Annotated in this window: 26 protein-coding genes and 1 pseudogene; 16 read left to right on the top strand and 11 right to left on the bottom strand. The window is 68.6% G+C overall.

Features of this window, described 5'->3' with window-relative positions:
* The first annotated feature begins 193 nt into the window (after window positions 1-193).
* The 4 genes from gadC (at window position 194) to LSF15_RS02985 (ending at window position 4,789) form a co-directional block, all read left to right on the top strand.
* Window positions 194-1,663, top strand: coding sequence for a glutamate/gamma-aminobutyrate antiporter GadC (gene gadC, locus LSF15_RS02970; protein WP_232497044.1), 1,470 nt, complete (start codon window positions 194-196; stop codon window positions 1,661-1,663).
* Window positions 1,660-2,109: a hypothetical protein gene (locus tag LSF15_RS02975; RefSeq protein WP_232497045.1), complete on the top strand. Its 450-nt coding sequence runs from the start codon at window positions 1,660-1,662 to the stop codon at window positions 2,107-2,109. Before gadC ends, LSF15_RS02975 begins: the two co-directional genes overlap by 4 nt.
* On the top strand, window positions 2,106-3,458 hold the full coding sequence (locus LSF15_RS02980) for a dipeptidase (protein WP_232497046.1): 1,353 nt from the start codon (window positions 2,106-2,108) through the stop codon (window positions 3,456-3,458). The genes LSF15_RS02975 and LSF15_RS02980 overlap by 4 nt, the downstream gene beginning before the upstream one ends.
* 62 nt (window positions 3,459-3,520) lie before the next feature.
* A complete protein-coding gene (locus LSF15_RS02985) occupies window positions 3,521-4,789 on the top strand; it encodes an APC family permease (RefSeq protein WP_232497047.1) in 1,269 nt (422 codons plus the stop codon).
* Between the two features lie 151 nt (window positions 4,790-4,940).
* Here LSF15_RS02985 and LSF15_RS02990 read toward each other — a convergent pair whose 3' ends face one another.
* A complete protein-coding gene (locus tag LSF15_RS02990; RefSeq protein ID WP_232497048.1) occupies window positions 4,941-5,429 on the bottom strand; it encodes a DUF6326 family protein in 489 nt (162 codons plus the stop codon).
* 96 nt (window positions 5,430-5,525) lie between these two features.
* Complete coding sequence (locus LSF15_RS02995) at window positions 5,526-6,494, bottom strand: NAD(P)-dependent alcohol dehydrogenase (RefSeq protein ID WP_232497049.1); 969 nt, start codon at window positions 6,492-6,494, stop codon at window positions 5,526-5,528.
* A 205-nt stretch (window positions 6,495-6,699) separates the two neighbouring features.
* Here LSF15_RS02995 and LSF15_RS03000 point away from each other — a divergent pair, with 205 nt between their 5' ends.
* The 4 genes from LSF15_RS03000 (at window position 6,700) to LSF15_RS03015 (ending at window position 9,916) form a co-directional block, all read left to right on the top strand.
* Window positions 6,700-7,374 (top strand): TetR/AcrR family transcriptional regulator, encoded by a 675-nt coding sequence (locus LSF15_RS03000; protein ID WP_232497050.1) that lies wholly within the window; start codon window positions 6,700-6,702, stop codon window positions 7,372-7,374.
* 105 nt (window positions 7,375-7,479) lie between these two features.
* Window positions 7,480-9,201, top strand: a complete 1,722-nt coding sequence (locus LSF15_RS03005; protein ID WP_269756149.1) for an FAD-dependent oxidoreductase — start codon at window positions 7,480-7,482, stop codon at window positions 9,199-9,201.
* Between the two features lie 45 nt (window positions 9,202-9,246).
* Entirely contained in the window at window positions 9,247-9,546 is a 300-nt protein-coding gene (locus LSF15_RS03010) for a rhodanese-like domain-containing protein (protein WP_232497052.1), read from the top strand.
* Between the two features lie 91 nt (window positions 9,547-9,637).
* Window positions 9,638-9,916: a metal-sensitive transcriptional regulator gene (locus LSF15_RS03015; RefSeq protein WP_232497053.1), complete on the top strand. Its 279-nt coding sequence runs from the start codon at window positions 9,638-9,640 to the stop codon at window positions 9,914-9,916.
* A 380-nt stretch (window positions 9,917-10,296) separates the two neighbouring features.
* On the opposite strand, the gene LSF15_RS03020 is transcribed toward LSF15_RS03015, so the two are convergent.
* The 3 genes from LSF15_RS03020 to LSF15_RS18975 form a co-directional block, all read right to left on the bottom strand.
* The gene (locus LSF15_RS03020; protein WP_232497054.1) at window positions 10,297-10,758 is read right to left on the bottom strand and encodes a hypothetical protein; all 462 of its coding nucleotides are present in this window, start codon (window positions 10,756-10,758) and stop codon (window positions 10,297-10,299) included.
* Between the two features lie 166 nt (window positions 10,759-10,924).
* On the bottom strand, window positions 10,925-11,731 hold the full coding sequence (locus LSF15_RS03025; RefSeq protein ID WP_232497055.1) for a universal stress protein: 807 nt from the start codon (window positions 11,729-11,731) through the stop codon (window positions 10,925-10,927).
* 183 nt (window positions 11,732-11,914) lie between these two features.
* Window positions 11,915-12,208 carry a hypothetical protein gene (locus tag LSF15_RS18975; protein WP_232497481.1) on the bottom strand — a complete coding sequence of 98 codons (294 nt, stop codon included), beginning with the start codon at window positions 12,206-12,208 and terminating at the stop codon, window positions 11,915-11,917.
* On the opposite strand from LSF15_RS18975, the gene LSF15_RS03035 reads away from it, so the two are divergent.
* The 3 genes from LSF15_RS03035 (at window position 12,101) to LSF15_RS03045 (ending at window position 14,806) form a co-directional block, all read left to right on the top strand.
* Window positions 12,101-13,639, top strand: coding sequence for a sensor histidine kinase (locus LSF15_RS03035; protein WP_232497464.1), 1,539 nt, complete (start codon window positions 12,101-12,103; stop codon window positions 13,637-13,639). The genes LSF15_RS18975 and LSF15_RS03035 overlap by 108 nt on opposite strands.
* On the top strand, window positions 13,636-14,274 hold the full coding sequence (locus LSF15_RS03040; protein ID WP_232497056.1) for a response regulator: 639 nt from the start codon (window positions 13,636-13,638) through the stop codon (window positions 14,272-14,274). Before LSF15_RS03035 ends, LSF15_RS03040 begins: the two co-directional genes overlap by 4 nt.
* A gap of 121 nt (window positions 14,275-14,395) precedes the next feature.
* Window positions 14,396-14,806, top strand: a complete 411-nt coding sequence (locus LSF15_RS03045) for a TM2 domain-containing protein (RefSeq protein ID WP_232497057.1) — start codon at window positions 14,396-14,398, stop codon at window positions 14,804-14,806.
* Between the two features lie 15 nt (window positions 14,807-14,821).
* Here LSF15_RS03045 and LSF15_RS03050 read toward each other — a convergent pair whose 3' ends face one another.
* From LSF15_RS03050 to LSF15_RS03060, 4 genes and pseudogenes are all read right to left on the bottom strand, one after another.
* Complete coding sequence (locus LSF15_RS03050) at window positions 14,822-15,352, bottom strand: universal stress protein (protein WP_232497058.1); 531 nt, start codon at window positions 15,350-15,352, stop codon at window positions 14,822-14,824.
* 45 nt (window positions 15,353-15,397) lie between these two features.
* Window positions 15,398-15,730: pseudogene (locus LSF15_RS19155) on the bottom strand (universal stress protein); the annotation flags it as partial.
* 60 nt (window positions 15,731-15,790) lie between these two features.
* Window positions 15,791-16,321: a flavodoxin domain-containing protein gene (locus tag LSF15_RS03055; protein ID WP_232497059.1), complete on the bottom strand. Its 531-nt coding sequence runs from the start codon at window positions 16,319-16,321 to the stop codon at window positions 15,791-15,793.
* A gap of 143 nt (window positions 16,322-16,464) precedes the next feature.
* Window positions 16,465-17,175 (bottom strand): alpha/beta fold hydrolase, encoded by a 711-nt coding sequence (locus LSF15_RS03060; protein ID WP_232497060.1) that lies wholly within the window; start codon window positions 17,173-17,175, stop codon window positions 16,465-16,467.
* A gap of 117 nt (window positions 17,176-17,292) precedes the next feature.
* On the opposite strand from LSF15_RS03060, the gene LSF15_RS18725 reads away from it, so the two are divergent.
* The 4 genes from LSF15_RS18725 to LSF15_RS03080 all read left to right on the top strand — a co-directional run bounded on the left by LSF15_RS18725 (window position 17,293) and on the right by LSF15_RS03080 (window position 20,801).
* A complete protein-coding gene (locus LSF15_RS18725; RefSeq protein ID WP_308188425.1) occupies window positions 17,293-17,412 on the top strand; it encodes a DUF2000 family protein in 120 nt (39 codons plus the stop codon).
* A 187-nt stretch (window positions 17,413-17,599) separates the two neighbouring features.
* On the top strand, window positions 17,600-18,304 hold the full coding sequence (locus LSF15_RS03070; protein WP_232497061.1) for an RraA family protein: 705 nt from the start codon (window positions 17,600-17,602) through the stop codon (window positions 18,302-18,304).
* 421 nt (window positions 18,305-18,725) lie between these two features.
* Window positions 18,726-20,183 (top strand): MFS transporter, encoded by a 1,458-nt coding sequence (locus tag LSF15_RS03075; RefSeq protein WP_232497062.1) that lies wholly within the window; start codon window positions 18,726-18,728, stop codon window positions 20,181-20,183.
* A 72-nt stretch (window positions 20,184-20,255) separates the two neighbouring features.
* Window positions 20,256-20,801 carry a hypothetical protein gene (locus LSF15_RS03080; RefSeq protein WP_232497063.1) on the top strand — a complete coding sequence of 182 codons (546 nt, stop codon included), beginning with the start codon at window positions 20,256-20,258 and terminating at the stop codon, window positions 20,799-20,801.
* Window positions 20,802-21,024: 223 nt separating this feature from the next.
* Here the strand turns inward: LSF15_RS03080 and LSF15_RS03085 are convergent, their stop codons facing one another.
* On the bottom strand, window positions 21,025-21,654 hold the full coding sequence (locus LSF15_RS03085) for a putative endonuclease domain-containing protein (protein WP_232497064.1): 630 nt from the start codon (window positions 21,652-21,654) through the stop codon (window positions 21,025-21,027).
* A gap of 302 nt (window positions 21,655-21,956) precedes the next feature.
* Here LSF15_RS03085 and LSF15_RS03090 point away from each other — a divergent pair, with 302 nt between their 5' ends.
* The gene (locus tag LSF15_RS03090; protein ID WP_372459916.1) at window positions 21,957-23,708 is read left to right on the top strand and encodes a bifunctional 3'-5' exonuclease/DNA polymerase; all 1,752 of its coding nucleotides are present in this window, start codon (window positions 21,957-21,959) and stop codon (window positions 23,706-23,708) included.
* On the opposite strand, the gene LSF15_RS03095 is transcribed toward LSF15_RS03090, so the two are convergent.
* Window positions 23,687-24,310, bottom strand: coding sequence for a PadR family transcriptional regulator (locus tag LSF15_RS03095; protein ID WP_232497066.1), 624 nt, complete (start codon window positions 24,308-24,310; stop codon window positions 23,687-23,689). The genes LSF15_RS03090 and LSF15_RS03095 overlap by 22 nt on opposite strands.
* Between the last annotated feature and the right edge of the window lie 102 nt (window positions 24,311-24,412).

The raw sequence follows: 24,412 nt of genomic DNA on the forward strand, positions 1-24,412 counted from the left end.
GGATACGCAGTTTGGGAGCATCCTGAGTACCAGATCCGCATCTCGATGCGTTCGGTGATACCGGCCGGCGCCTGTGGGGGCAGCACGGAGATGCGCCTTACTGGGGGGCGGTCGTCATGGTCAAGCGGTTGTGGTCGGATCTCGGGGGAGGCACTCGCCTGCACCCGATGCCTCTCGGGTCGAGGTGGCTCAGGTGAGCGCGGCCGACGCGGCCAGCCGGCCGCCCGAGGGCTTGGCCCGCGCCAAGACTCCCGCCGTCGCGTACATCTCTTGGGTCGCGCTGGCGTTGATGACGACCGCGTCGGTGGCGAGCCTGCGGCCCGCTCCGACGATGGCGATCTACGGTCTGGCGGCGGTGTTCCTGTACCTCGTGCCCGCGGTGGTCTTCCTGCTGCCGACCTCGCTGGTTGCGGCAGAGCTGGCGTCGGGGTGGAAGGGGGGCGTCTACAACTGGGTGGCGACCGGCATCTCGAAGCCCATGGGCTTCCTCGCCGTCTGGTGTCAGTTCGCGATGACCATCTTCTACTACCCGACCCTGCTCGGGTTCGTGGCATCAACGCTCGCTTACGTGATCAATCCCGAACTCGCGAGCAGCGGCGTCTGGACCGCGCTCGTGATCGTGGTCTGCTACTGGTCCGGCGTGTTCATCTCGTCTCGGGGCACCAAGGGGGTCGCGGGCCTCGCCGGCGCCGGTCTGATCATCGGCACGCTGATCCCGGGCGCCCTGCTGGTGATACTCGGTGCCGTCTACCTCGGCCAGGGGAACCCGTCGGCGGCACCGATGACCGCGGCGAACTTCTTTCCGCAATGGGCAGGGCTCGCGAGTCTCGTGCTGATCGTCAACAACTTCTTGTCGTACAGCGGCATGGAGATGAACGCGGTGCACGTGTCGGCGTTGCGCAAGCCCGGCAAGGAGTACCCGCGGGCGATCTTCCTCGCGATGGGCCTGGTGCTGCTGATCTTCATCCTGCCTGCGCTCGCCATCAGTTGGATCGTTCCGGCCGAGCAGCTCTCGCTGACCGCCGGCGTCATGCAGGCGTTCGACGCCGTGCTCGCGGTGTTCAACTGGCAGTGGCTCACCCCGATCATCGGCCTCGCGCTGGTCGCCGCGTCGCTCGCCGGCATGCTGACCTGGCTCGCCGGCCCGTCGAAGGGCTTGCTTCTGATCTCGCGTCAAGAGGGATACCTGCCTCCCTTCTTGCAGAAGCTGAACAAGAACGGCGTGCAGCAGAACCTGCTCGTGACGCAGGGGCTCATCACCACCGTCATCGCCCTCGGCTACGCACTCATTCCCAACGTCTCGAGCGCGTACTGGATCTTCTCGGTGATCACCACCCAGGTGTACCTGATCATGTACCTGTTGATGTTCGTGGCGGCGGTGCGCCTGCGGCGCAGCCATCCCGACCACCCGCGCGGCTACCGGGCGCCGATGCTCATCGGCCTGTGCGGCGTCGGCTTCGCCGCCTCGCTCGCCGCCCTGCTCGTCGGATTCATCCCGCCGTCGCAGTTCGGCGGCGGCAACCCGTGGATCTACTTCGTGATCGTCGCCGGCGGTGCGCTCGGCCTCGGGCTGCTCATTCCGTGGCTGTTCTACCGGTTCCGGAAGCCGTCATGGAAGCTGCCGGACGCATCCACCGAGTCGGAGGAGGTGGCGAAGTCATGAGCACAGAAGCCGAGACCCAGACCGGACGCGAACGGTCGGTGCTCTACATCGTCACGCTGGTGGTGCTCGTCGCGCTCGGAGTCATCGCCGTCATCATGTTCCTTTCGGCGCGGCAGTCGGTGCAGGCAGAGGACAAGGCGCAGGAGCTCATCCAGAACCTTGAGGATGCCGGCGTCGATGTCGCGTTCACCCCAGAGCAGGTGGCGAAGATGTTCGGCGAAGACGGCGGCGCCGTCTGCGCGAACCCGAACGACGCCTTGAGCCGGGCCATCCTGCTCGATCGCATCGCGAACGGCGCCGGCGGCCCGGGGATCCGGCCGATCATCACCGACGAGCGGTACCTGCAGGGACAGATCCTGATCATGGAGGTGTACTGCCCCGACGAGGTCGAGGAGTTCCAGCAGTTCGTCGACAGCCTCGAGACGACCGATTCGGCGAACGGATGAGCGTGGATCTGCGCGCTCGCATCGGCGAGCTGATGGATCGGGTGCGCCCTGAACTCGCGGAACTCGTCGCCCTGCGGTCGGTCGCCGACCCGCGCCAGTTTCCGCCCGAGGAGTGCACGAAGGCGGCGGAGTGGGTGCGCGACCGGTTCGCCGAGCTCGGCTTCGCCGACGCGCGCCTCGAGCCCACGCCCGACGGCAGCCGTGCCGTGGTGGGGTCACGACGCGCTGCCGATCCAGATGCCCCGACCGTGCTGCTCTACGCGCACTACGACGTGCAGCCGCCACTCGACGAGTCCGCCTGGCGCACGTCGCCGTTCGAGCTCACCGAGGTGGACGGCCGCTGGTACGGACGGGGCACGGCGGACTGCAAGGGCAACATCGTCATGCACCTGCTCGCCTTGCGCGCGCTCGGCGATGACATCCCCGTGCACCTGAAGCTCGTCGTGGAAGGCTCCGAGGAGCAGGGTACCGGCGGCCTCGAGGCATACGTCGCCGCCAACCCCGACGTGCTGCGGGCCGACACGATCTTGGTGTGCGACACCGGGAATGCGGCGGTCGGCCAACCTGCCGCGACCGTCAGCCTGCGGGGCATGGCGAACGTCGTCGTCACCGTGGAGGCACTCGCCTCCGAAGTGCATTCCGGCATGTTCGGCGGACCCGCTCCCGACGCGCTCGCAGCCCTCATCCAGATGCTCGCCGGCCTCCGCGACGGTCAGGGCAACACGACCATCGAGGGGCTCGACGGGACGGGGACGTGGCACGGCGAGCCGTACCCGCCAGAGCAGTTCCGCACGGACGCGGGCGTGTACGACGGCGTCGGCCTGCTCGGGGACGGCACGGTCTCGGACATGCTGTGGGCACGGCCTGCGGTGACAGTACTGGGCATCGACTGCCCGCCTGTGACCGGCTCGTCGGCCTCGATCGTGCCGCGCGCCGCAGCGCGGCTCAACCTCCGGATTCCGCCCGGCATCGACGCGAACGACGCCCACGACGCCTTGGTGGCACAGTTGCGCGACGACGCGCCATGGGGGGTGCACGTCGACATTCGAACCGAGGCCGTCGGCTCGCCGTTCGAGGCGTCTGTCGACGGACCGGGATTCGAGGCGATGGGCGCCGCAATGCATGAGGCGTACGGCACCCCGATGACCACGCTCGGGCAGGGCGGATCGATCCCGCTGTGCAACGTGCTCGCCGACACGTATCCCGACGCCGAGATCATCCTCATGGGCGTGGAGGAGCCGCTCGCGCTCATCCACGCGCCGAACGAGAGCGTGGATCCCTTCGAGATCGAGCGCCTCGCGCTCAGCCTGGCCTTGTTCCTGCGCGGGTACGGCAGCGCGCACGACTGAGGGAGCGGGCAGTGAAACCCTCAGCGGACGAGTCGACCTCGTTACCACCGAGCGAGAAGCGGATGACGGTGATGCAGGCGACGTTCATCGGCGTCGGTTCGATGGTCGGCGCCGGGATCTTCGCCCTCCTGGGCGCAGCCGGCGCAGTGGCGGGTGCTGCGGTCTGGCTGTCCTTCCTGATCGCCGGCATCATCGCCGCTCTGCAGGGCTACTCCTTCGCGAAGCTCGGAGCGAAGTATCCCTCCGGTGGCGGCATCCTGACCTTCCTCTCGCGTGGTTTCGGCGAGGGACACCTCGCCGGAATCGGGTCCTGGTTATTCTTCACGGCCGGCTCGATCGTGGTCGCGATGATCGCCACGTCGTTCGGCGGTTATGCCAGCGCGGTCGTCGCGGACGATGATCGGTTCTGGGGGAAGGCCTTCGCGGTCGCGCTCATCCTCGTCATGACCGCCCTGAACGCCGTCGGTTCCAGCGCCGTCGCCCGGGTGCAGTCGGTCATCGTGGTCGTCGTGCTCGTCATCCTCACTGTGTTCGCTGTCGTGACCATCGCGAGTTGGGACCTCACCCTGCTCGCTCCCGCCGGGTATCCCGGCGCCCGGGAGATCATCGCAAGTGTTGCCCTGACGTTCTTCGCATTCCTCGGCTTCGGCGTCATCACCTTCACCGCGAAGGACCTCCCGAACCCGGCACGCCAACTGCCGAAGGCGATCTATTTCGCGCTCGCGATCGCCACGACGATCTATGTGGCGGTCTCCCTCGGGGTATTCGGCACGCTCACGGCCGACCAAGTGGTCGAGTACGGTGCGACAGCGCTCGCAGAGGCCGCCAAGCCGACTCTGGGGCAAGCCGGGTACGTGCTCATGGTCATCACGGCACTGTTCTCGACCACGGGCGCCGTCAACGCCGGCCTTTATCCGTCGATCGGGATGACTGCCCATCTGGCGTCCGTGGGGCAGTTTCCGCCGGTCTTCGGCCGATCGGTCGGGCGATTCCCGGTTGGCCTGCTCGTGATGGCGGCGCTCGCGATCGTCTTGGTGATCGGATTCGATCTCAACAAGATCGCCTCGATCGGCAGTGCCGTCGCGCTCTTGGTCTTCTCAGCAGTGTCCATCGCGCACCTCCGGCTCTTCCGCGGAACCGGCGCAAGTGTTGTCGTGCTCGTGATCGGCCTGATCGCGACGCTCGGAACATTCGTCGTCTTCTCCACCACGACCCTCGTGAACGAACCCGCGACCGCGATCGCCCTCGTCGCGATCATCGTAATTGCCGTCGCCGTTGACGTCTGGTGGAAGGCCGCCGCTCGACGATCTACGACGCCGCTTCGTGGATGACCGCACCACGCTCGACGTGAGAATGCTGGCGCGCGGATGAGCGCGTTGATACGCAACCCACCACTTCGGACGGGCGACGGATGCCGGCCACACCGCCGGTCCCCGGTGTCCGCGGCGGCGGGAATCACGCCGTAGGACTTCACACGGATACCTACTGTCGAAGGTCCTGTCGAAGGTCGGTCGTCGTGGGACCGGCTGCGACGGCGGGGGTTCGAGGCCATGTCCAGGCGGAGCGCAGGATGAAGGCCAGGAGCAGCACCTCGATTCCGATGGAGATGCCGTAGAAGGCGGCCCACTCCCAGGTCGCCCCTGCCGCGTTGAAGATCGAGTAGGGGATGAGGAGCGATGCCACGACGAGGTTCGTGGCGCGGTTCGCCCGGGCGGGCAGCGTCATGGAGAGCACCACCATCAGGGCCGGGATCGACACGGACACGAGGAAGATCGTCAACAGCGTCGAGCTGATGTCGAACCTCCAGACGAGGCCATTCAGGATGCCGTCGACGACGCCCGGCTTGTAGAAGTTGAGGATGTCGACGTAGACGTAGAGGAACATGAAGCTGGTCCAGGCGGCGGCGAGCTTGGCCTGCACGGGGATCGGCGGGCTGTCGAGCAGGTTCGGGGTGGTCGTTCGGATGGTCATCGGTATTCCTTTCGATGGGAGTGGTTCCTCCGCCGGAGTGGCGGCAGGTCTGGGCGTGCATACGCACGGGTTTGGTCGTTCTCGTCGGTCAGGTCGTCAGACGGTGATCACGACCTTCCCTCGGGTGTGGCCGGCCGCGACGTAGCGGAGCGCGTCGGCTGCGTCGTCGAGGGGGTAGGTGCGGTCGATGACGGGCCGGACCTGCCCGGTCGTGAGCAGGTCGGCCAGGGTGAGCAGGTCCTGGCGCTTCTCGACTGACGTGAAGGGCCTCAGCTGCTGACGAGTGAACCCGGACAGCACGCGCGCTTTGACGATCCGACCGAGGGGGCCGAGCCAGCGGCCGCCGCGTCCGCTGTTGGGGATCAGGATGCCGGTCGGCGTCAGCGCTCGGCGGACAGCCGCCAGCGGCTGGGCTTCCACGTTGTCGAGGATGACGTCGTAGCGCTTCTCGGCGCGGGTGAAGTCGGTGCTCGCGTAGTCGACGACGTGGTCGGCACCGAGCGAGCGGACCAACTCGACGTTGCGTGTGCTGCACACACCCGTCACCTCGGCGCCGAACGCCTTGGCGATCTGCACGGCGAAGGAGCCCACGCCGCCCGACGCGCCCGTGACCAGCACCGTCTGGCTCGGTTGAACGTTCGCGATCTTGCGCATGGCCTGCAACGCCGTCAGGGCCGACGTGGGCACCGCTGCCGCCTCCGCGACCGACACGTTGGCGGGCACGGACACGAGGTGGTCCGTCGGCACGCTGGCGTACTCCGCGAGCGTTCCAGCCGTGCTCCACCCGAACACCTCGTCGCCGGGGCGGAGAGCGGTGACATCCTTCCCGACCGCTGCCACCACGCCAGCGAGATCCCTGCCGGGGATGCCGTGGCGCGGCCGGCGGAACCCGAACACCAGGCGCACCACGTACGGCTCCCCGGTCATGACGAAGTAGTCGCCAGGATGCACCGAGGCCGCGCCCACCTGGACGAGCACATCGCCTCGACCGGGCAACGGGATCCCGACCTCCGACGACTCGAGCACTGAGGGCGGGCCGTAGCGGTGCTGGACGGCGGCCCTCATCGTCGCCGTCCCGGCCCGAGTCGCCCCTGACACCAGGCGTTTTCCCGCATTCGATCGCTGTTCGATTGCCACAGAGGACTCCTCACATCCGAGTTGCGAATATCGTTCGTCGTACACCGTACTCGTACGATGTACTACGGACGTACACTGTACTATGCGCGTACGCTGTACGATTGTCAAGCCGTTCGAGCGAGCGAGGAGACACGTGTCTGCGAAGGAACAACGCCAGGTCGCGTCAGACGCGGGGCTGAGCAAGCAGCGGGTGGTGGTCGAGGCGGTGCGGCTCGCCGACCGCGAGGGGGTCGACGGGCTGAGCATGCGCCGGCTCGCCGGCGCGCTCGGCGCGGGCGCGATGTCGCTCTACCACTACGTGGCGAGCAAGGACGAGCTGCTGGACGCCATGATCGACATCGTGTTCGCGGAGATCGAACTCCCGCCCGAAGAGACCGACTGGCAGTCGGCGATGCGACGGGAGGCGGTATCGGCCCGACAGGTTCTCGCACGCCACCCGTGGGCGATCGGCCTGATGGAGTCGCGGACGTCGCCGGGGCCTGCGAACCTCCGCCACCGTGAAGCGGTCACCGCCTGCCTGCGAAGGGCTGGCTTCTCGGTCCTGACGGCGACGCACGCCAACTGGTTGCTCAACAGCTATGTCTACGGTTACGCGCTGCAGGCAGCCAGCCTGCCGTTCGACACCGCCGACGAGCTCGCGGACATGACCGAGGACGTCTACCTGCCCCTGCTTCCGCCTGACGAGTTCCCCTACCTCAACGAGTCCGCCGCGGGGCTCCTCGCTGCCGGCTATGACCCAGCCGAGGAGTTTACCTTCGGCCTCGACCTCGTCCTCGCCGCCCTGGAGCCCCTCAGAGCTCTCGCGTAGGTTCAGCGAGCCGATCGGGCCCGTCGGCTCGATGCCCTGATTCGTCGCGGTCGCGAGGCGATGGCGTACAGCAATACCTCAGGGGTATGAATATACCCTTGGGGTATGCAAACCTCGACGCTTCACCGGTCAGTCTCCCCGCGGACGCATCGCCGTCGCACCGTCATCGTCGGCGGGGTCGCCGGTGGGATGTCCGCGGCAACGCGCTTGCGCCGCCTCGACGCAGAGCGCGACATTCTGGTCCTCGAACGCAGCGGGGCGGTGTCGTACGCCAACTGCGGCCTGCCGTACCACCTCGGCGGCGTCATCCCCAACCGAGACTCCCTCGAACTGCAGACCCCAGCGCGAATGGGTGCCCGCTTCGCTCTCGGCGTGCGCGTGCGCACCGAGGTCGTCGACGTCGACCCGATTGCGAGGACCGTCACCGCCCGCGACCTGGCCACTGGCGCCACCGAGACGATCTCGTACGACGAGCTGGTGCTCTCGCCCGGGGCAACTCCGCGCCGCCCGGCGAAGGTCGCCGCGGGTTCGCCTCTGGAGACCCTCCGCACCCTCGACGACCTCGACCGCATCGCCGACTCCGTGGACGCCCTTCCCAATGGCGCACCGGTCGTCGTCATCGGCGCCGGGCACCTCGGCATCGAGATCGCCGAGAACCTGCACCGCCGCGGACTCGCGGTGACTGTAGCGCAGTCGGAGGACCGCATCCTCCCGATCCTCGACGCAGAGATGACCGCGCCGCTCGTCGATCATCTCGAACAGCTCGGACTCACCGTGCGTCTGGGTGCCCCCGTTGCCGAGGTCACCGTCGACGGCGTGCTCCTCGCAGGCGGCGAGCGACTGCTCGCCGACCTCGTGATCGCCTCGATGGGCGTCATCCCCGACGCCGGGCTCGCCCGCACCGCGGGTGCGGACCTCGGCCCGGCAGGCACCATCGCAGTGGACGACCTGCACCGCACGAGCATCCCCGGCATCTACGCCATCGGCGACGTCGCCGGGAAGACGGATGCGATCGACGGAACCACGCGCCCCGTCGCCCTCGCGGGGCTCGCCAACCGGCACGGACGCCACGTCGCAGACGTCATCGCCGGTGTCTCCGAGGCCCCGGCGAAGCCCGCCCTCGGCACGTCGATCATCGACGTCGCCGGCGCTACGGCCGCGTCCGTCGGCTGGAGCGAAACCGTCGCCCGCGCCCGCGCCCGCGGTCGTGAGGTTCGCATCTTCCACACGCACCCGCTCTCGCACGCCGGCTACTACCCGGGCGCCCAACCCATGTCGCTGAAGCTCGTCGTCGCCGCGAGCGACGACCGAATCCTTGGGGCGCAGGCCGTCGGTACGGAAGGCGTGGCCCGACGCATCGACGTCATCGCCGTCGCCATGAGCGCCGGGATCACCGCCTCGGCGCTGGCCGACCTCGAACTCGCCTACGCGCCGCAGTTCGGCAGTGCCAAGGACCCCGTCAACCAGCTCGGCTACCTCGCGCGCAACCGGGCCGGCGGCGATCGCACGGTGCAGTGGCACGAACTCGACGACGCGATCGCGGGGGGCGCCGTGCTGCTCGACGTGCGCGCGGAGGGGCAGCTCGCCGAGGGCGTCATCCCCGGCGCCACCTGGATTCCCGTCGAAGAGCTGCGCGACCGGCACTCCCAGTTCAAAGGCCGACCTCTCATCGTGCACTGCCGCGTCGGCCAGGGCGCCCACACCGCCGCCCGACTCCTGGCGGAGCTCGGCCACGACGTTCGGAACCTCGACGGCGGCTACCTCACGTGGCGCGACGGAATGCGTGCTCGCGAACTCGTTGCCCCGCCCGGCGCCCGCGCCGCCTGAACCCCACCGACCCGGAGCCCCCTGAGAGGACACACCATGCGAGCCATGAACCCGGACGTCATCCACGCGATGACCGACCCCTACCTGCTGGACGTGCGTGAGCCTGCCGAAGTCGAACATGCCCGCATCGACGGCGCCAGCCTCATCCCGCTCGGTGAACTCGCCGAGCGCGTCGCCGAAGTCCCCACCGACCGGACCGTCTACGTGTTCTGTCACGCCGGCGGACGCAGTGCGCGCGCCACCGATTACCTCGAAGGAGCCGGCCTCGACGTCGTCAATGTCGCCGGCGGCATCACCGAGTGGTACCGCCTCGGTCTGCCTGTCACGCTCGGAGCATCCCGATGAACTTCATCGACATCGGGCGCGGCGATAAGCTCACGATGCAGCGTGCCGGCGAACGACGCGTCGGCCGAGGCCGGAACGGAGGCAGGGTCGCATGAGCGTCGTCGAAGACCCCGAGGCGGCTCGCCGCATCGCCAACCGCCTCAAGCGGGCCCGCGGCCAACTCGACGCCGTGATCTCCGCCGTAGAGTCCGGCGCTGACTGCCGCACCGTCGTCACCCGACTGGCAACTGTTTCGAGCGCTCTCGACAAGGCTGGCTTCGCGATCATCTCCCAAGCCATGCAGGAGTGCCTCAGTCCGCTCGACACTGACCCCGAGCAGCGGAAGGACAAGGTCGAAGAGCTCGAAAAGCTCTTCCTCAGCCTGAGCTGAACCGTCGGAATGCAGCAGAACAAGCCGCGGCCGGTGGCGTGGATCTCGGGCACCGCCGCCGCGGCGGACGCCTGGACGTTGGGGATGCTGCCGAGAACGATCGGTCTCGATCTCTCATCCGGGTGGGTCATCCCAACCGTGATCATCGGGGCGGTCGTGCTCGTGGCCAGCATTCCATTCGCTCAGTGGCGTGTGCTCGCTCGACCGCGGATCGTCCGGTGGATCCCCGTCCGCTGTGACCCTCGAGCAGTGCGCGACGGTCCGCGCAACGGTTCGCGTCTGATCGTCCGTCGATGCGTGTCGGGTCGCATCGTGTCTCGTCTCGTCTTGTCTCGTCTCGTCTCGTCGACGAGCGATCCCTGCCTCGATTGCGGATCCGGTCAGGTGGTGGACGCACTCGTGCGTGCGGACCTCGTCTGTCGTGCGTGAGCGATCGGCAGGAGACCGAGGCGCAGCATCACGAGTCCGAGCTCGACCGTCCCGGCGATGAAGTACACGGCCTGCAGGAAGCTGAAGGGAATGACCATCATCTGCACGAAGATCCAGATCAGTGCGGCATACCCGGCCACCGCAGCCGCGAACGATGCCGACGGGCGCCGCCGGAGGAGGAGCACGAAGGCCAACCCGTGGACGCCGCCGAGAACGAGGGCGAGGACGAGCCCCGGCACCAGGTAGGACGAGAACGACGAGCCCTCGAGGTATTCGGTCGGCGGCGTGATGACCAGTGAGAGGTCGGGGATCAGCGCTCCGAGCATGAGGGCGATACCCCCGGCGAGCGCCGTCACCGCGACGAACCCCTCGACGGTGAGCAGAGTGATGCGGATTGCGCGTTGAGGGCTCATGCCGTCAGTGTGCGCCATGCCGGCGTCGGTCATCGGGGACGAAGGTCCCGCCGGCTCACGCCGACTACCGCGATGAGGCCGACGCGCCGACCGGCGATCGTCCACCCGCACTCGCCGCTCTCGCACCTGGCCATCCAGGCCGCGCACGGGGTCGCCGCGGCCGCCCTCACCCGGCGGTCAGGTGCGGCACGATGACCACCGGGCCGCCGGCGTTCATGAGCAGATCGTTGTTGGTGCGACCGAGTGGTCGGTAGCCGCGTGCGCCAGGCTCGGTCGGTCGGCCGCTGACGGTCAATACGGCCCGCCGGGAGGCGCTCGCGAGCGCCTCTCCGGCGGAGGTCGTCGAGCGACGTAGCACGATGTCGACGGATGCCTCGTCGGCGTCTCCGGCGTCGAGGAGCGCTCGAAGCGCCCGATCGTCGAACGGCACGTCCCGATCCGACCGGATCACCGTCAGTGGCTCATCTGTCCGGGCGGCCTCGCGTATCGCGAAGCGCACGGCCTCGATCCATCCGGGTGCCGTGCCTGCTCCGACGACGACGCCGCTGCGTACGTTCGTCGACGATGCCGGGATGATCGCGATCGGCACCGGCGCGGTGGCCGCGAGCTGGAGGCCACGGGCACCCAGGGCATACCCGTGGAACGTGCCGCTCTTGTGCGAACCGACGACGACGGACTCGTACGCCGCCGCGGCACTCGCCAGCTCGAGCATCGGGGCTCCGACGTCCACCGCCGCGGACACCGGCACGCGACCGTCGGTCTGCCGAGCGAAAGACAGTTCCCGTAGGGTCAACCGCTCAGCGTCCTTCCGCAGCTCCACCAGATCCCGATCGCTGATCGTGCCCCATTCGTCGTCGACGACGCAGAGAAGGGAAACCTCCGCACTGAGACCGCGGGCTCGCGCGATCGCCCAAGCGATCGCCGCGCGGCTCGCCACCGAGCCGTCGATGCCGACCAGGATCGTCGTGTCCATCCGCGGCCGCCTCTCGGTCGTCAACTGCCTCCCGCCGAGTCGCGGCCGGAGGTCTCGTCATGGTCATGCTCGTGCGTTCGGGTCGAGAGCGACGGGTCGTTGGTCCCGCGACACCAGACTGGGTGGCGGGTGATAGCCTGCGGTCGAGCCGTTCCGGAGGTGAGGGTGGCCGGTCAGCCGTCATCAGGATCCGTCCCGAGCAAGCCCGGGTCCGAGTTGGATCGCGCGCTCCACGAGCTGATGGATCGCGCCGGCGACGTGTTGCAGGCGCAGGACCGGCTCCGCGCCTTGTTGCGCGCCACGCAGGCCGTGGTTCAGCCCCTCGACCTTCCTGTGGTGTTGGAGCGGATCGTCCAGGCTGCCGTCGAGTTGGTCGACGCCCGGTACGGCGCGCTTGGGGTCATCGCCGAGCAGGGCGGGCTCGAGGCCTTCATCCACGTCGGAATGCCGCCCGAACAGGTCGCCGCGATTGGACACCTACCCGAGGGTCGCGGGGTCCTCGGTGCGCTGATCGACGATCCCCGGCCCATTCGTCTCCGCCACATCACCGATGACCCTCGCTCGGTCGGCTTCCCAGCGGGGCATCCGCCGATGGACGCGTTTCTCGGGGTGCCCGTGCGCGTCCGCGACGAGGTATACGGCAACCTGTACCTGACGGAACCGCGAGCCGGCGAGTTCACCCCGGCTGACGAGGAACTTGTCTCGACGCTCGCCGCGACGGCGGGTTTCGCGATCGCGAACGCGCGCTTGTACGACGAGACACTGCTGCGCCAGCAGTGGACAGCATCGTCGGCCCAGATCGCGTCGGCGCTGCTCGACACGGCCAGCTCGGCGGCGATCCCGCTCCTCGCCGACGAACTCGCCGCACGGTCGCCGGCAGACCGGATCTGCATTCTCGTCCCCGGCAGCGAACCGCTCACCATGCGCGTCGCAGAAGCGCGCGGCTTCGCTGCGGACCAGGTCGCCGATGTCGTCGTCTCCGCCATGGACACGTCGGCGTCGCTCGCATTGGAGACGGGCCAGTCGCGCGCGATTCCCGGCGCCCGCGAGCCCGCCTCCGCCGACGCTCTCGCGATCATGGTCGGACGCGACGCCGGTCCGATGATGACGGTGCCGTTGAAGCACGCGAACACCGTCTGGGCGGTGATCGTCGTCGCGCGCGAGCCGGGCCGACCACCGTTCGGCCCGGCCGAACTCGACATCGCCGACGACCTCGCCAGTCGGGTCGGCCTCGCGATCGAGCTCGCCGAGGCGCGGGAGCAACGCCAGCGCGCCGAACTCAGCGAGGACCGTGCGCGCATCGCACGAGACCTGCACGACCACGTGATCCAGCAGCTGTTCGGCGTTGGACTCGAACTCCAGGCGCTCGCGGGCGAGTCGTCGACGGATGCCTCGGCCCGCCTGCAGGGGGCGATCTCGACGATCGACGACGCGATCGCGCAGATCCGCACGATCATCTTCGCGATGCGGCCGCGCGGGCGCGAGGACTCGCTCCGTCACCGAATTCTCGATCTGGTGGCCGAGAGCTCCTCCGGCCTTGCACGTCCGGTTCCCGTGAGCTTCGCCGGACCTGTCGACCTCGTGCTCGGTGGGCCCATCGCTGCCGACATCACCGCGGTGCTTCGTGAGCTGCTCACGAATTCCGTACGGCATTCCGGTGCGGATCAGATCCGCGTCTCGGTCAGCGTCGACGCCACGTGGGTGCGCGTCGTCGTCGAGGACGACGGCGTCGGCATTCCCGAGCAGGGTCGCCGGAGCGGGCTCGACAACCTCCGGTCTCGCGCGGAACGCCGCGGCGGCGTCCTGCGCATCGATTCCGAGCCGGGCGCGACCGAGATCGAGTGGAGGGTGCCCGCGCCGGGCGCGCAACACGACGCCGATGCCGACACGACCGGAGGACCGCCATGACGCGTATCTTCCTCGTCGACGATCACGAGATCGTCCGGCGCGGCATCTCGGAACTGCTCGCCCGCGAACCCGACCTCGAGGTCGTGGGCGAAGCCGGTGATGCGATGCACGCCCTTGCCCGCATCACCGCGACGCTGCCTGACGTCGCGGTGCTCGACGTCAGGCTTCCTGATGGCGATGGCATCGAGCTCTGCCGGGAGGTACGCTCCCGACATCCCGACGTTCGTTGCCTCATGCTCACCGCCTACGATGACGACGAGGCCACCATGTCGGCCGTGCTCGCTGGAGCGTCGGGCTACGTGCTGAAGAGCGTGTCGGGCACGCGCCTCGTGGAGGACATCCGCGCAGTGGCGGCCGGGCGATCACTGCTACACCCCGCAGCCACTCGCAGGGTTGCCGAGCAGGCTGAGGCCGGCGACCGCGATGATCCACGATTCGGTTCACTGCAGCTGCGCGAGCGCCAGGTGCTCGGCCTCATCGCCGAAGGGCTGACGAACCGGCAGATCGGCGAGCGACTGGGACTCGCCGAGAAGACCGTGAAGAACTACGTCTCCGGGCTGCTCAGCAAGTTGGGCCTTGAACGTCGCACGCAGGCGGCCGTCTACGAACTTGGTCGCCGCGAGCCTCCGGTCTGAGCGCCGGCACCGGGATGCTCAGGCACCGGCCGACGCGATCTCGATCGTGCGCGCCGCAGGACCTTCGACCCGAAGTGACACCGCGCTCGATTGCACAGTGAAGGGGTCAAAGGAGGTCACCATGTCCACGTATCCACCCACCGCGCCGAGTGCCGGAGGGCCTGTCCCGGCCCAGCCGACTGCCCTGTCCGACCGATCGTTCATCGCAACGTGGATGTTCTCGTGGCTGCTGGGCTTTCTCGGAGTCGACCGCTTCTATCTCGGCAAGATCGGTACCGGCATCCTCAAGCTCCTGACCATCGGGGGCCTCGGGATCTGGTGGCCCATCGACTTGATCCTGACGCTGGCCGGTGTGCAGCGCGACAAAGAGGGGCGCCTGCTTCCCGACTTCGAGCAGCACAGGATGATCGCGTGGATCATCACCGCGGCCGGATTCGGACTCTGGATCCTCACGACCGCGATCTCGCGGGTCTTCACGTACATTCCGGAGCAGCTCGGCCCGATGATGCCGTGGTGGTGGCAGGGCCAGTGATCGACGGCCTCGCCCTCACTCTGCCGGGCGCACCTCGCCGAGGTCGACCTCGAAGTCATCGTCGTCGAACACGAGATCCTCGACTTGATCCACATAGGGCGTGACGACAAGCACCGGTGCCGGCGGATCGAGGATGACCTCGTGGCTCACCGAACCCAGGAGGAACCTCGAGAAGGCACCTGAGCTGTGGCTTGCCAGTACGAGGACGGCCGCGTTTCTGCCGACTTCGGCGAGCACCTCGGAAGCAACACCGGTCTCGAGTCGGCCGCGGGGTTCGGATTGGATGCTCTGCGCGTACTCGAGCGCGGCGTTGAGTACCTCACGGTGCATCTTCTCGTACGCATTGACGTCGTTGGCGTACTCGCCTACCAGCGGGCTCCAACTCCGCGGCACCAGCCAGACGTGGATGATCTCGAACGGCAAGCCGAGGCGCTTCGCCTCCGAGGCGGCGAGGTCGACTGCACCAAGAGATGCGTCGGAACCGTCGACCCCGGCGACGACGCTCGCACGGCCGTCGCCCGCCGAGGTCGACGGGATGACCGCCACAGTTCCCCCCTTGTGACGGCTGGCCAGGCGGGCTCCCACGCTCCACCTCGAACGCGTTCGATGCTTCGGAGCCCCGACGACGACGAGGGTCCCGGGCTCGAGATACTCACCGAGCAAGTCGGCTGGCGAACCATGCGCGGTTCGCGTCGTGATGTCGTGTCCCCGGTGCTCCGCGCGCATTCGGTCGGCAAAGTCCATGAGCTTTGCGCGTTGTTCCGAGAGCTCGCCGCCCGCGCGGAGGTACTCGCTCGCGGTAGCTGCGCCGCCGATCGCGTGGACGATGGTGATCGGTTCGTTCGTGTTTCGCTCGAGCGCCCAGGTCACGGCGGTCTGCGACTGAGATGTGTCGTTCCATCCGACAATGATTCGCGTGAACATGGCACCAGCGTGCGCATGGGAAGTCGGTGCGGTTGGGCCGAAAGTCACATGGGTCGACGGTCACGCCGTGGCGCCGAGGTCGTCGGCAATGGAGTCCGCCCACGCGTCGATCGCGTCCCACTCTCGGAAGTCGCCGGACGGCAGGATGTCGCGGATCGCGGGCATCCACGCGATGATCCGATCGCCGCCGCGGATCTTGTCGTGGTCGTATGCGCCGCGGAAGACCTGCGCACCCCTCGGGTTGACGAGGTCGGCGTAGTCAGCGAACTGTCTTGGCTCCGCCCCTTTCAGGACGTCGTTGCCCTCCTTGTCGACCGTCTCCGTGCCTAACGGGCCGCTGCTGAAGAGCCAGGTAGGGCGAGCCGAGAGCACGCCGACGTTCCGCTCGACGAACTTCCGTGCATCCTTCCGCCAGTTGAACGCGTACGTTGCCGAGCCGATGATGTATGCGTCATATCCGGATGCGTCGCGCAGGTCGTCGCAGCGCGTGACATCGGTCTCAAGCCCGCGCTTTCGCAGCTGCTCACCGATGCGCTGCGCGATGCCCTCCGTCGCGCCGTATTTGCTCGCGTAGGCGACGAGTACCTTCATGATGAACCTCCCCAGCACTCAGCGGTGTTGCTCGTTCAATCGGGGAGCCTACGGCGGTGCGACACGGCGACGAGTGACGAAGGTCCTGAAGCCGGCTCGTGCGCGACGCGCGAGCCGGCCATTGGGTGAAGCGGTTGGTGCGCTCAGCGTGCCGTGTTGATGGCGTTCCGTGCCGCGGTGACGATGACGTCGGATACGACGCCGGGCTGCGTCATGAACAGGGCGTGGCTGGCTGAGACATTGGTGATGTCCGCGCCGATGCGTGTAGCCATGTGCTGCAACATGGCCTGGTCGAATGACCTATCCTCCGTCGCGATGACCGCCCAGCTCGGCTTGTCGCGCCAGGCGGCGCTCTTGACCGGAGTCTCGAAGACCGACATGTTGATGGGAATCTGCGTGTCGCGGAGGAACGCGGCGTCGGCCTCGCTCGCGTCCGCAGCGAATCCGGCCTTGAACTTGTCGTGGTTCAGGAAGCCGTATCCGTCGTCGACGATGTCGATCACGAAGTCAGGCGTCTCGGCGAATCCCTCATACTGCTGTGCGGTGGTTTCGCCCTCGTCAGGCGCCAGTGCAGACACGTAGACCAGCCCGGCGACGTTAGGGTGATCTCCCGCCTCGGTGACGACAGTGCCGCCCCAGGAGTGGCCGACGAGAATCGTCGGGCCGTCCTGAAGATCGAGCACCCTCGTGGTCGCCGCGACATCGTCTTCCAAGGAGGTGAGCGGATTCTGCACGATCGTGACCCTGTATCCCTTGGCCGTCAGATTGTCGTACACGCCGCGCCATCCCGAACCATCCGCGAACGCGCCATGGACGAGAACGACATTCTTGATCTCTTTCGAAGTGCTGGTCATGAGCCTTCCTTCCGTTATCGCGCCGGCGTTCGTCCGGCGCGTCTTGGCGATCAGCGAGAACTGACCGTGATATGCAATATATTGCACGGTCGAAGAGGTTGAACGTCAGTTCGTCGGATCGTATTCCCCGCCGTCGCACGGGTTCCGTCCGCGGAACTCGACCTGGTCGGCATCGGCTTGCGCGGCCCGCGCAACGTGGTCGACCGCATCGTCGAGCGCGCACGGATGCACGACTGAACTCGAAGAAGCCGCGGTAGAGCTCACACTCGTTTGAGGTGCTCGGCATCGGCACCCCGCGGAAGCCGGCGGCACCTGCCGCGGGCGAGGGCGGCGAACTGGGGTCGTGGCGCTGGCAAAGCGAAGGGCGCCGCCGTGAGCGCGAGAATGAACTCACGTGCACCAAGCCCACAGAGGAGGACGATTGATGGACGCGATCGAACTGCAACGCACCTACCTTGACCTCACGACCCCGCATGTCGCCGACGCGATCTTGCGCCTGGGAATGCCCATCCGCCAGGCACCGGCGAGCGTGCGCCCGATCTGGGAGGACACGCATGTCGTCGGCCGCGCTCGCCCATCACGTCACGTCGGGAGCGTCGACGTGTTCCTCGAGGCCTTCGAGCAGTCCGAGCCGGGCGACGTGCTCGTCGTCGACAATGCAGGCAGGGACGACGAGGCGTGCGTGGGCGACCTCGTCACCCTCGAGGCCCGCCTCGCGGGCCTGGCCGGCATCGTGATCTGGGGCCTGCACCGCGACTCGCGCGAGCTGCGCGACATCCGCCTGCCCGTCTTCAGCCAGGGCACGCTGCCCGGCGGTCCGCAACGCCTCGACGCCCAGGAACCCGACGCGCTCACCGCCGCCAGGTTCGGCATACACACCGTCACCGCCGACGACTTCGTGCTCGGCGACGACGACGGCGTGCTCTTCCTGCCCCTCGACCGCGCCGCCGAGATCGCCGCACTCGCGACCACGATCCGCGACACCGAGCGCCACCAGGCCGCCCGCATGAACCTCGGCACCAGCTTCCGCGAACAGGCCCGGTTCACGGAGTTCCTCGCAGCCCGTGACCGAGACGGCACGACCTTCCGCCAACACCTCCGCTCCATCGGCGGAGCCATCGAAGAATGAGCGACGCCTATTTCGAGCGCCTGGATGAGCGACGGTTCCGGCCCACGGCACACGGGCGGGGGATGGGACCCGACCGAGCTGCACTTCAGCCCGGGCGCGCCACTGCATGGGTGTCGACCGAAGCCGACCTCGTCGTCGGCGAGGTCGCGAGTCCGCTCGCCTCATTCATCGCGCTCATCGCTGACCGGCCCTACTCGCGTCCTCTGCGCCATCTGCCCAAAGCTCGCGTCAGGGTCCCGTCCGAGGCATCCGATCGCGGGCCGGATGAGCCTTTCCACGTTCTCGCCGGCATTCGCCCGCTCGGGTGGCTTCGATGCGTGCCGACTACGCCATTCTCCCAATTCGAATAGACATGTTCGAGTTATGTTGTACGCTGTAATTCGATACACGCTTGTTCAACTTAGCTCCTGGGAGTCGCACCGTGTCCGACAGCACACCCAAGATCACCTGCGCAGCTGCGCCCGCCGGCCCACCCTCGGCCCGGTGGCGAATCCTTGGGCTGGTCGGCGTCGCACAGTTGATGCTGATCCTCGACATCACCGTCGTCGCGATTGCGCTACCGCAGATCGGCGCCGACCTCGAGTTGAGCCGGGAGACGCTGACGTGGGTGATGAGCGGGTACACGCTCGCGTTCGGCGGGCTGCTGCTGCTCGGCGGACGTGCCGCGGATCTGTTCGGCAGCCGGCGTCTCGTGCTCGTCGGCCTGGCGCTGTTCGTGCTCGCGTCCCTCGTTGCCGGGCTCGCGACCTCGGGGCCGATGCTGCTGGCCGGGCGGATCGCGCAGGGGATCGCGGCGGCGATCCTCTCGCCGGCGGCGTTGTCCTTGGTCGTCACCTTGTTCGACGGCGATGAGCGCAACAGGGCGCTCGGAATCTGGTCGGCGCTCGGCGGCGGCGGCGCGGCACTCGGTGTGCTCCTCGGGGGGCTCCTCACCGCCGGACCCGGTTGGCCGTGGGTGTTCATCGTGAATGTCCCGGTCGGGATCATCCTGCTGCTCATGATCCGGGCCCAGCTCCCGCCGCAGCGGAGACCCGCCCCCAGCGGTCGGCTCGACGTGCTGGGTGCTGTGCTGGTCACCGCCGCCACGGGAACGCTGATCTTCGCGCTCATCCGGGCCGGCGATCATGGTTGGGGCACGTTCACCACGGTCGGGCTCGCAGTCGTCTCGGTCATCCTCTACGTCGGATTCGTCGTCCGCCAGCTCACCGCGCGCACCCCACTCATGGACCTCAGGCTGCTGGCGCGTCGGCCGGTCGCGGCCGGCACGGTGCTCATCCTGGTCGCCACGGCGCTGATGATCATGGTGTTCTTCCTCGGCACGTTCTACCTGCAGCACTATCAGGGCTACGACCCGCTCATCACCGGCCTGCTCTTCCTGCCCGTCGCTCTCGCCACGATGGCCGGCGCGAATCTCGCCGGCCGCGTCATCGGTCGCCTCGGCGCCCGGATACTCGCTGTCGTCGGGCTCCTCGTCGCGGCGGCCGGAATGGCGGTGCCGGTGCTCTGGGACGGAACGGGGGCGATGGTGATCGGAGTGACGATCGCCGGCGCGGGAACCGGCATCGCCTTCGTCGTCGCCTCGGCAACCGCGCTGGGTCGCATCGAGCCGCACGAGGCCGGTCTCGCATCGGGCATCGTCAGCACGTTCCACGAGTTCGGAGCGTCGATCGGCGCGGCCGTCATCTCGAGCACGGCGGCCTCGAGCATCGCCGTCGCCGGAACCGGAGCCGGCGCCGACGGTGGTGCGAGCACGGCCGGCTTCGATCGCGGCTTCATCACCGGAGCGACCGTCGCCATCGCCGCCGCACTCGTCGTCCTGATCATCACCCCGGGCCCGAGGAACTCGGGCGCCGGTCCATCCGTGCACGACCGCACGTAGGGGAGAGCCGCAGAAATGCCAGGCAACGACTTCGCGCCGGAGTCCGCTACGACGGAGGAGCACCGACCGACGATGGGTGCGCTCCTGCGGTCGCGCTGGCCGAGCGCCCTCGGGCTGGTGATGATCGCCGCGACATCCTTCCGCGGGGCCGACGTGTACGTGGTCGCCCTGGTGACGATGCTCGCGGCCCTCGCCTACCTCACCGCGGCCGCGACCTCGCGCCGCCGTGCGGCCTGGGTCGCCTTCGTCGTCGCGGCGGTGTTCGTGCCGGTCGGCGTCTTCACCCGGCTCGACCTCACCATTCCGCTGGTGGCCATCGCCGCGCTGCTCGTCACGTATGGGGTGATCACGCTGGAACGGGGCGGTCTGCGGGAACTCGCCATTCAGGCCGTTGGATTCGCCGGGTTCACGGTCGTCAGCATCGTCGCCCTGAACCTCGGCCCCGCGGTCGCGGCGTATGTCGGTGCGGCGGCCGTCATCGGCCACGGGGTGTGGGACGTGGTGCACCACCGCCGCGACAAGGTCGTCACGCGTGCGTTCGCCGAGTTCTGCGCCATCCTCGACTTCGGGATGGGCGTGCTCCTGCTGATCGTGACCTGGATGACGATGCTGCCGTAGGCAGACCGCGGTGCGCCATGCGAGCGCGGGGCTGATGGAGCGAGGATCGCGCTTCGAGCACCTCGGTGGCCGAATCGCCCTCGAGCGCACCGAGGCGATCGCAAGCCCGAACGCGACGCACCTGCGATCAGGGTCATCTGCCGACGCACCGGGGCGCTCCCTCGCAGGGTGAGACCATCGCGCTACTGCCGTTCGGGCTACGTAGTGAGGTGACTCGGCGCAGTCACGCTCGTTGCGCCGGCCGAGCCAACGAGATCGCGTCGACGGCGGCATCGCCCCTGATTCGCCGCATGAGGGCGACGACCTCGTCGATCACGACCGGTGTGAGCTGCCTGCAGACGATGCTGTGCGGCCCGATCGGCTCGAGCCCTGCGGCGCGGATGCGGATGACCTGCCAGCCGACTTCGCGGAGCGCCTCGTCTTTGTCGAGGTCGGATGCCTCCTTGAGCCCGAGGTGAGCGCGCCGAGACCGGCCGGGATCGTCGTACTCGACCGCAATGCGCAGCTGCGGCACGATGACATCGGGCCAAACCTCCTGCCGCCCGTAGAACGTGCGTGCGATGTGGATGGAATTGACCCGGTGGTTCAGGCGGATGCGCTCGCCGAGCAGTGCCTTGAGCCGCTGCTCGGTCTGCGACGTGCGCGTGCGCAGGGCGGGATTCATGAACGGCACGCCCGCTTCACCGGCGGCCGCAGGCCCGGCGGCGTTCGCGCGGCACTTCGCGCACGCGGTGCCGGTGAGCACCTCTCGTACGGTGGCACGGTAGCGATCGTGGCCGCGCGGGCAGCGCCACTCGTACTCGGCGCCGATGCGCGTCTCACGTGCGAGCGCGGCGCGGTGTGGTGGTGCCACTTTGCGCAGGAGCTCGCTTCGCGAGCGGTGAGTCTCATGGATCAGCATGCACAGGGGGCACACGCGCCCGAGCGTCACCGTACCTGGCGCCCCGCGGTCGCCACCGTGGCCGCACCCGAAGCTCACTGCGACCAACGCCGACCTCCTGAAGACTCCATGACCTCATCGTCGCTGCAGCCACCGACATCGTGGCGGCGCCGGCTCCCGCGACCGGCGGCACTGTCGCAGGTGACCGCCAGAATGGGGTGGTGCAGCTGATCATCGCGAGATCCGACCGGGGTCGGTTCGCGATCGTCGATCCCGTGCGCAGCGCAGAACCAGTCGCGGTCATCACGATCGACGAACTCCCGGCCGCCGTGCGCGACCTCGAGGCAGCGTCGCATCCGCGGTGGGTGTGGGCTGAGACGCAGCGCATCTATCCCGCATTGCTCGAGGCCGGAGTCCGCATCGAGCGGTGTCACGACCTGCGACTGTGTGCGGCCATCCTCGATCGCTCCACGCTGACCGAGAAGCTCAGGTCATCCGGGCGACATCCACACCCGACGTGGTTGGCGCCCGGCCCGGCCGGGCCCGGCACGACGGCCCCGGCGCCGGCCGTGGCCGCGATCCGTTCGCGCGACACCCTGTTCGATCTCGATGCGTTCGGAGGCCTCGGCCCGGTGACCGCAGCCGGCGAAGACGGCGCGACGGGTGAATCCGCACCCGAGGGAGCCGACGGGGCCGACGAGACGAACGAATCCCTGACACGAGAACTCGAGCGCCAGCAGACGATGGTCGTCGAAAGTGCCGACCCCCGTGCGCTGCGCCTGTTGCTCGCCGCGGAATCGGCCGGCGCGCTCATCGGCGCCGAGATGCATGCCGCCGGACTTCCGTGGGATCGCACCGTGCACGAGCGAGTGCTCGAAGCCGAGCTCGGCGCCAAGCCCAAGCCGGGGTTCAAGCCCGCACGCGTCGAGCGACTCGGGGCCGAGGTACGCGCGGCGCTCGACGGGCCATCCGTCAATCTCGATTCCCAGGTCGATCTGCTGCGTGCCCTGCGTCGTGCCGGAATCCAGGTCGACTCGACGTCGCGGTGGGAGCTCGGCGAGCACGACCACCCCGCCATCGAGCCGCTCATCGCCTATAAGAAGCTCATGCGACTACTGAGCGCCAACGGCTGGGCCTGGCTCGACGAGTGGGTGCACGACGGTCGGTTCCGACCCGACTACGTTCCCGGCGGCACCGCGACGGGGCGCTGGGCGACCTCGGGCGGGGGCGCGCTCCAGCTCCCGAAACTCGTGCGCAGCGCGGTGGCGGCCGACCCCGGCTGGACGCTCGTGGTCGCCGACGCCGCCCAGCTCGAACCGCGGGTGCTCGCCGCGATGGCTCGCGATGAGGCCATGGCCGCCGCTGGCCGCGGCCGCGACATCTACCGCGGCATCGTCGAGTCGGGCGTCGTCGAGAGCCGCGAGCAGGCGAAGGTCGCGATCCTCGGCGCCATGTACGGAGCGACCACGGGCGACAGCGGGCGCCTCGTGCCGCGGTTGGCGAGGGCGTATCCGCGCGCGATGGCCCTCGTCGACCGGGCTGCGGCGACCGGCGAACGCGGGGGAGTGGTGACCACGAACCTGGGGCGATCCTCGCCGCCGCCGGGTGACGGCTGGCGGGCGGTGCAAGCCCGGGCGAGCCAGCCCGAGGCGACGCCCGCCGACGAACGGCGCGCACGCTCGGTGGCCCGCGACTGGGGGCGCTTCACGCGCAACTTCGTGGTGCAGGGCAGCGCCGCCGAGTGGGCGATCTGCTGGATGGCGGCCCTACGCCCGCGCCTGGCGCAGTTCGCGCCGGTCGCCGCGCCCGCAGAACGCTCGGGTCCCGTCTTCGCGCGGATGCCGCATCTCGTCTACTTCCTCCACGACGAGATCATCGTGCACACGCCTCGTGAGCATGCCGACGAGGTCGCCGTCGCGGTCCGCGAGACCGCCGCGGCGGCCGCACGTATGCTGTTCGGCGACTTCCCGGTCGACTTCCCGCTCGAGCTGGCGATCGTCGACAGCTATGCGATGGCCGACTCCTGAGCCGCGACCGCTGCACTGCCGGGGCGGCGCCCGCGGCGCGGTCGTTGCTCGTTCGGTGCGAACGAGAGCGGTGGTCCGGATGTCACGGCTCGCGTCACGACATCGAGCCAGTCGATGGCCGCCACTGCCCGAGCGGCGTCCGCGGCGATCGCGAGACGCAGCAGCTCGGCCGCCGCACCGCCCGACGCAGTCTCGCTCGAGAGCTCGGCCGCCGTCGACTCCGCCGCGAGCCGTCGTGCATCCCAGCGGTGGCGCTCGGCGGCGAGCACGGCCGACGGGTCGAGCCCGGGCAGGGAGGCGACGACGAGCACGCGATCGATCGTCTCGTCCCACGGGTCGGCGCCCGGGGCATCCGCGCCGCCGAGCCAGGCCTCGACGGCCTCGCGGCCGGCCTTCGTCAGCTGGTGCAGGGGCAGGCCGTCGGCGGTGGTGCCGGCCGACTCGATCAGACCGCCCTTCGTCGCGCGTTCGATCGTGGCGTAGGTCTGACCGACATTCACGCGGCGGCGACCACCCGTGCGTGTCTCGAGTGCACCATGCAGCTGGAAGCCGTATGCGGGGCCGGTGGTGAGCAGGGCGAGCAGTGCATCCCGCACGGCCATTCGGTGCTCCATTCGATCGGGGGAATGATTCACTGAGCATACAGTTCGAATGAATCCCGAGAGCTGCGGCGCGCCCGGCGGGCGGATTGCTTGTCAGCCCGC

Source organism: Agromyces humatus (assembly GCF_021228295.1).
In the GTDB taxonomy this organism is placed as follows: Bacteria; Actinomycetota; Actinomycetes; order Actinomycetales; family Microbacteriaceae; genus Agromyces; species Agromyces humatus.